Genomic DNA, 7,062 nt, shown 5'->3' with positions numbered 1-7,062 from the left:
CCATTGGGGTTTTTCGCCGAAGCCGGGGCATCATCCACATGTTCTTGCTTCACCAACGCCGTGCGCGCCGTCTTCGGCTCCCGCACCATCGGTGCCGGGTTGGAAATCTCATCCACGCCAGCCTTCAACGGCACCGCCGCAGCCTTCACCGGTACTGCCTGACTCTGAAGCGATAACGGCTTAAGCACCTCCGCGTGCCTATCCAACGGGGCCGTACCGCCCAACTTGGCAATCTGTTCCAACCACTCCCGTGCCCGCTCGGACCTGACCTTGCCCAGCACCTGCGCGCCCAGCCGTACCGCCACACCCATACCGCCGGTAGCCCACAGCAACAGCAGGTTGAGCAACACCTCGGTGGTGATTTCCCCGAGCAACTCAAACATGTAGTGCGGCGGCAGCATGCGCATCCAACTGACCATTGCGGACAGGTAGATGAACAGCAGCGGCTCGTCGCTGAGAATCAACAATCCCTTGGCAATCGCCTCATGACTGAGCTTCAGCAGCGCTCCAAGCTCGGCTTGGGAGAGGTACTGCAGGAGCTTTTCGCTGTTGGGCTTGATGTCTGCCAACCACTGGTACAGCTGCGCAATACCGTCCCAGAGGCCGTAAAGCACGTTTTCAAAGCCCCGCGCATAAGCCAGTTGCAGCGAGGTGTAGCGCTCGCCATAACCCGCCTTGGCATAGCTCTCCCATATCGGCTTGAACGTGCTCGTCCACTGACCGCGCAAGTTGCCTTCCAGCGAGCTGATCTCGGACTGATAGGAGGCATACAGTGCCTTGACGTGATCCCTGGAAACGTTGGGATAAAAGCTGACTCGATACTGCCGGTCGACCGTGCACTCGGTGACTTCGAGAATGCCGCTGGGGCCGATGGTCTTATGGATGGGATCGCCGAGGGGACCACCGTCTTGCGCGACTTCCTGCAGCATCACCGGCGTATTACCGATGGGCACGAACCGCGTGCTCTGGAACATATGCACCAGGGTCAACGACGCGTTGGCTTTGCAGGTCGCGACGGTGCTGCTGGGATAAAGAGAACGGGTGATGGGAGCAACCAGCGCAACTTCATCCCCCACCTTGAACACCTGCTCGACATCCAGTGCCGAAAAGCTCCAGAAGCTCTCGGCCCACGCGTCGTAGGTGTTCAGGCAATGTGTGAAGTCGTTGAGAACCCCATCGACGTCGCGCGTCTTCGGGTCCATCGCCGCCACCACCAGAAAGCCTATGGCGGGATTCAAGAGGCAGCCCCATCGGGCAGGGCATTAATCGAAAAAAACATCGGCGTTCCCTCGCGCTGTGTGATCAGGCGAGGGACTTTGCAGAGGTTCTCAGGGCAGGGGAGTAGAGGTTATCCGGCAGTTCGGTAGGACGTTTCGTTAAACCTCCGGCAAGGTCGAGCCGCCATCCACCACCAGCGTCTGCCCAGTGATATAGCCCGCCAGGTCCGATGCCAGGAACAGCATTGCCCCGGCAATATCCGACGGTGCGCCCAGCCGTCCCAGCGGTACCCGGCTGGCGATCTGTGCATTTACCTGGTCATCCCCCAGGTTGCCCATGGCCGGGGTTGCGATCATGCCGGGCTCCACACCGTTGACTCGCACATTCAAACCGGCCAGTTCCAGCGCCGCATTGCGAATGAACCCGTTGACCCCGGCCTTCGACGCTGCATAGTGACTCAACCCCGGAAACGCAACCCGCGGCCCCGTGACAGACGACGTAACCAGCACGCAGCCCCGACCCTGACGGCGGAACATCGGCAGCGCCGCCTGGGTCAGCCAGAACAACGCCGAGAGGTTGACCGCCAAGGTACGGCCGAGCATCGCCGGAGTGATCTCGGCAAAGGGCGTCAGCGGAAAATACCCGGCGTTATGCACCAGAATATCCAGCCGCCCCCAGTCGTGTTCCACCCCTGCAATCAGCTCGAAAACCGCAGCCGCATCCGCCAGATCCACCGTCACCGCTTCCACCTGGCAGCTGCGCCCGCACAGCTCCAGCGCGAGCGCCTCTGCCAGTTGCAGGTCAGCGATCATCACCCGCGCACCCCGCAGGGCAAACGCTTCGACGATGGCCCGACCAATACCCTGGGCGCCACCCGTTACCAATACGTTGCGACCAGTGAAGTCCAGGTCTTCATTCATGACGCTGCTCCATACGCGCATAGGCCAGCGTCGGCACATCGACGATGCTTGAGCCCCCGTCCGCCACCAGCGTCGCACCCGTAATGATCGACGCGTCACTGGATGCCAGGAAGCGGCACACCCTGGCGATTTCTTCAGCGCTGGCGGGGCGTCGCAACGGCACGTCGGCGCACACCCGGTCATAGGCGTGCTGCAGCGTTTCGCCATAAAAGTCCATCAACGGCTGCATCTCCTCATCCGCCATCGGCGTGCGCACCCAGCCGGGGCACACCGCGTTCACCCGCACCCCGCGCGGGCCATAATCCCGGGCCAGCGAGCGATTGAGCCCGAGCAAGGCATGCTTGGCCGTGGTGTAGCCGCACACCTCGGGCCCGGCAGCCAGTGAGGCAATCGAACCCATCAGCACGATGTTCCCGCCACTTTCCAGCAGCAGCGGCAAACACGCCCGCGCACTGTAGAAGGCGCTGTCGAGGTTGCTGCGCAGCGCCGCCTCCCAGGACTGCGGGCTGGTGTCGGTGGCGCTGCCCACACCATGGCCGCCCGCACAGGCCAGCAGCACGTCGATCCGCCCATAGTGCTGGCGAATCTGCGCAATAAAACCCTCCCAGGTCTGCGGGCAGGCTGCATCACCCACCAACACCAACCCCCCGGTTTCCCGCGCGACCTGCTCCAGCGGCTCGTGACGACGGCCGATCAGTACCAACTGCGCACCCTCGGCGGCGTACAGCCGGGCGCACGCAGCACCGATGCCCGTGCCGGCCCCGGTGATCACAATCGTGCGCGGCTCAGTCATCAGGATGCTCCGTGCGATTGAGCACCTGGCAGTAGGAACTGATGGGAAAGTTCGATAGCTCATCGAAGGAGGCGTCGGCATAGCCGAAGATCTTGCCGTCGCTGCGGTGCTGTTGCAGGTCGATCAGCACCAGGCCAAGGGTAGGGATGATTTTTTCGCGCCAGACGAACAGGTAGAGCTGGTCGGCGATCTTGTAGTAATCGCAGCGGTCGGTGTCGCACAGGCCTTGCTCGACACCCTTGAGGCATTGCCAGGCGTAGAACTGGTGGTTGAGGTAGATGTGCTCGTAGACCTCGCTCGGGCTGTAGCGATACTGGTTGCGCAGGCCGATCAGGTCGGTGGTTGGTGCGTGGGGGCATTGGCCTGGCTGCCACGGGCGGTCGAGGCTGCCGTGGAGGAATTCCACTTCCACCGACGTCAGCGGCTTACCGGCCAGGGCGCGGCTGTAGAGGCCTTCGCGGGTTTGTTCCTGGGTGGGCATGCGCCCGAGCACAGCGGTGAACGAAGCGCTGGCGGTGTCGAGCACCAGGCTGACCGACCAGGCCTGCGTGCCTTCGCGCTTGATGAAATCCACCAGGTACAGGCCTGGGCGCACCGAGGTCGCACGGTAGGTGGCGCTGCCGCTGGAGTGACCGTCGGCCGCGACCCAGGACAGGCTGTCGCGCTCGAACCGGTGCTCGATCTGCCAGCCATTGGCGAAGTGCAGCGTGAAGGCCTTGCCGCTCAGGTCGGCCAGGTTCGGCAGGATAAATGCCTCTGGGGCGAAGCCGTCGGCCAGGGCGCCCACGGTGATCCAGTCAGAAGGGGTGGTCATTTGCGATGCTCCGGTTGGGTGGGTGAACACCACGAATCATCGCGCCCGGGAGCAGGCGCGGGTATCAACCGGATGGTTGAGGCGAACTACAGAAACAGGCTGCCCACCAGCTCGGTACGACTGCTGACGCCGGTCTTGCGAAACAGGTTGATCAGGTGGGTCTTGATGGTGGGCAGGCCGACGTCCAGCTCCTGGGCCAGCTGTTTATTGCTGGCGCCCTGGCGCAACAGTAGGGCGATCTGGCGCTCCTTGGGTGTGAGACCGGCCAATGCATCTTCAGTGGGCTGCATGTTGGCCACCGCCAGTTGCAGCAAGGTTTGCAGGGCGTTCAGTTGGGCCAGTTGCTCGCCGGTGAAAGCGCCCTGGTCGGCGGTGCGCAACAGCGAAATCGCCGCCTGGGGCTGGCCGGCGCGCTGGGCGAAAATCTCCACCACATCGACCACGCCATAGCGCCGCAGAAAATCCCCATAGCGCCGGGTATCCCGCGCCGGCTGGCGGGCCATGGCAAGGCCCAGCGGCACCACCGCCAGGCCACTGGACAGGCAGTTGCGCGGTTGCAACGGGTCGAATTGACGGTAGTTGTCGAGGTAGTCGCGGTGCATTTCGCCGCTCATGCCGTGCAACTGGAAATCCCGGGCTTGCAGCTGGCGGTCGACGCAATAGAACGCGGCCTGGCTGACCGGAATCAAGCGGGTGAAAGCCTGCAGGCACTGGCCGGCGACTTCGTGGGCGGGGAGAGCGTGCATGGGTGGGCACCTGCGCCAAAAGGCTGCCGACGGGTGCCGGCAGCCGGGGCTATCACACCACGGCGAAGTAGTGTTTGACGAAACTTTCGCTGACCACTTCCCACAGCACCGGGGTGCCCTTGGTCACGAACCAGCTGTCACCGGCCTTGTAGCGGGTGCTCTGGCCGGTGGATTCGTCGGTGAGTACCACTTCGCCGGTGACCACGGTGGCCTGTTCGGCAAACGGGTAGACCATGCGGAACTTGCCCTGGGTGGTGCCGAAATAGGCGCTGCTGACCGGGTCGGTGGGGGCACCGAAGGTCATTTTGCCGAAGGCCCGGACTTCGCCTTCGAGGATGGTCGAGCCGAGGTCGGCGACGGTGCCCCAGGCGTCGAGTTCGGATAGCTGGATGTCTTTCTTGAGGGTAACGAGGGTCATGGCAGTTGCTCCTGATGAGAAAAATTTAGTGACCAACTGTAGGAGCGAGCTTGCTCGCGAAGGTCGTCAACGATGACGTTGGCGTTCTGGATGAGCGCGGCGCCCTTGGGTTTTTCGCGAGCAAGCTCGCTCCTACAGGTGTCAGGCGTGGGATTTAGCGGCGGCCGTTCCAGTAACCGGAGAGCTGATGCCAGGACTTGCCGGCGGTAAGCAGCAGTGGGCGGATCGCGTCCTTGCCGATGATGGTCGGGCGATGGATCGAGCTGACCAGGTCATACCGCGCCGACCCTTCGCTCATGCCTTCGGCCAGCACCTTGCAGATGATGTGGCTTGGGGTCACGCCGAAGCCCGAATAGCCCTGCACGTAGAACGCGTTGCTGCGCCCGGGCAAGGTGCCGACCTGCGGGAACAGGTTCGGGCTGCAGGCCATCGGGCCGCCCCAGGCCAGGTCGATCTTCACGTCCTTGAGGTACGGGAAAATCTTCAGCATCAGGTTGCGGTTCCAGGCTTTCAAATCGCCGGGAATGTGCTCCACCAAAGGCGTGGCGGCGCCGAACAGCAGGCGGTTTTCGTTGGTGACGCGGTAGTAGTCGATCACCGGGCGAATGTCGCTGTAGGCCCCGCGAATCGGGCTGATACGGTTGATCAGCTCTTCTGGCAACGGCTCGGTCATCATCTGGAACGCGTAGGTGTTGATGGTAGAGCGGTGCAGTTCCGGCTCCAGCTTGTTGAGGAAACTGTCGCAGGCCCACAGCAGCTTGCTGGCCTTGACCGAACCGCGGCCGGTGCGCACGGTGATGCGCTCGCCATAACTGACTTCCAGCGCCGGGCTGTTCTCGAAAATCCGCACGCCGTGGCCGGCCAGGGCCTTGGCTTCGCCCAGCAGCAGGTTCAACGAGTGCACATGCCCGCCGCCCATGTGCAGCAGGGCGCTGCTGTAGGCGTCGGAGCCGATGATCTGCCTGACGTCGGAGCCGCCAAGAAAGCGGATCTCGTGTTGGGTGTTGATGGATTTGAAGTCTTTCTCCCAGGCGCGCAGGGTCTTTTCCTGGCGGGCGTTGAAGCCCATGTAGCCATAGCCGTGGCAGAAGTCGGCATCGATGTCGTACTTGGCGATGCGGTTCTTGATGATGTCGGCGCCCAGGTCGCTGATCTCGAAGATCTGGCGCAGGCCGTCTTCACCCACGTCCTTCTTGATCTTTTCCAGGTCGTGGCCGATGCCGGCCATGATCTGCCCACCGTTACGCCCGGTTCCGCCGAAACCCAGGTAACGCGCTTCCAGCACGACGATGTTGGTGATGCCTTTTTCGGCGAGCTCCAGGGCGGTGTTGATCCCGGAAAAGCCGCCACCGATGATCACCACGTCGGCTTCCACGTCCTGCTCCAGGGTGGGGAAGCTGAGGTTGTATTTCTTGGTCGCCGTGTAATAGGTCGGCGTTTCGATATTGATCATTGCGCTGCCTGACAGTGAAGAGCTAATGAGTGTATTAAGGCCGTTGGCGCGCTGGATGTCTTGATTCTGTGTGCCGCCGGTTTTGATCCTGCGCGCCAGAGCCTTCGCCGGCTTCACAAGTTATAGCGTGAGGTGGGGAGGAGAGTGTTAGAGTTTCGTTAAAACATTAACTAAATCTATCGTGACCCTGAGCCTATGTTGAAACCCAGACAATCCCTGACCCTGACCTTGCTTCAGGCCCGTGAAGCGGCCATGAGTTTTTTCCGGCCCTCGCTGAATGAGCATGGACTGACCGAGCAGCAATGGCGGGTTATTCGAATTCTCAGCCAGCATGACGAGCTGGAGATTTACCAACTGGCGGAACTGGCGTGCATTCTCAAGCCGAGCATGACCGGCGTGCTGGTGCGCATGGAGGCGGCGGGGATGGTGCACCGGCGCAAGGCCGAGCAGGATCAGCGGCGGGTGCTGGTGACGCTGGCGGAGAAGGGCAAGGCCAGTTTCGAGTCGATGAGCCAGTGCATGGAGGAGAATTATCAGCGGTTGCAGGAGCAGTTCGGGGAGGAGAAGTTGCAGGTGTTGTTGGGGTTGCTGGATGAGTTGAAGGCTATCAAGCGCTGACACACCGCCGATCCAAATGTGGGAGCGGGCTTGCTCGCGAATGCGGTGGGTCAGCCAACAAACCTGGCACTGATACACCGCT

General features: G+C 62.2%; 7 protein-coding genes and 1 pseudogene. 1 reads left to right on the top strand and 7 read right to left on the bottom strand.

Annotated features, from left to right (window positions below; translation table 11 throughout):
- From ACW9I6_RS29280 to ACW9I6_RS29250, 7 genes and pseudogenes are all read right to left on the bottom strand, one after another.
- Positions 1 to 1,202: pseudogene (locus ACW9I6_RS29280) on the bottom strand (type IV secretion protein Rhs); the annotation flags it as partial.
- Between the two features lie 174 nt (positions 1,203 to 1,376).
- Positions 1,377 to 2,138: an SDR family oxidoreductase gene (locus ACW9I6_RS29275; RefSeq protein WP_008437176.1), complete on the bottom strand. Its 762-nt coding sequence runs from the start codon at positions 2,136 to 2,138 to the stop codon at positions 1,377 to 1,379.
- Positions 2,131 to 2,931, bottom strand: coding sequence for an SDR family NAD(P)-dependent oxidoreductase (locus ACW9I6_RS29270; RefSeq protein ID WP_457340120.1), 801 nt, complete (start codon positions 2,929 to 2,931; stop codon positions 2,131 to 2,133). The genes ACW9I6_RS29275 and ACW9I6_RS29270 overlap by 8 nt, the downstream gene beginning before the upstream one ends.
- Complete coding sequence (locus ACW9I6_RS29265) at positions 2,924 to 3,745, bottom strand: molybdenum cofactor biosynthesis F family protein (protein WP_177051959.1); 822 nt, start codon at positions 3,743 to 3,745, stop codon at positions 2,924 to 2,926. The genes ACW9I6_RS29270 and ACW9I6_RS29265 overlap by 8 nt, the downstream gene beginning before the upstream one ends.
- 86 nt (positions 3,746 to 3,831) lie before the next feature.
- Complete coding sequence (locus ACW9I6_RS29260) at positions 3,832 to 4,491, bottom strand: helix-turn-helix transcriptional regulator (RefSeq protein ID WP_102605819.1); 660 nt, start codon at positions 4,489 to 4,491, stop codon at positions 3,832 to 3,834.
- Between the two features lie 52 nt (positions 4,492 to 4,543).
- Positions 4,544 to 4,909, bottom strand: a complete 366-nt coding sequence (locus tag ACW9I6_RS29255) for a cupin domain-containing protein (protein WP_003209872.1) — start codon at positions 4,907 to 4,909, stop codon at positions 4,544 to 4,546.
- A gap of 154 nt (positions 4,910 to 5,063) precedes the next feature.
- On the bottom strand, positions 5,064 to 6,362 hold the full coding sequence (locus tag ACW9I6_RS29250; protein ID WP_008437180.1) for an NAD(P)/FAD-dependent oxidoreductase: 1,299 nt from the start codon (positions 6,360 to 6,362) through the stop codon (positions 5,064 to 5,066).
- A gap of 195 nt (positions 6,363 to 6,557) precedes the next feature.
- Between ACW9I6_RS29250 and hpaR the strand changes: the two genes are divergently transcribed.
- The gene (gene hpaR, locus ACW9I6_RS29245; protein WP_457340119.1) at positions 6,558 to 6,980 is read left to right on the top strand and encodes a homoprotocatechuate degradation operon regulator HpaR; all 423 of its coding nucleotides are present in this window, start codon (positions 6,558 to 6,560) and stop codon (positions 6,978 to 6,980) included.
- The last annotated feature ends 82 nt before the right edge of the window (positions 6,981 to 7,062 follow it).

It is taken from the genome of Pseudomonas sp. SDO5522_S412, assembly GCF_054071215.1.
This window is presented reverse-complemented; position numbering and strand designations above follow the sequence as displayed.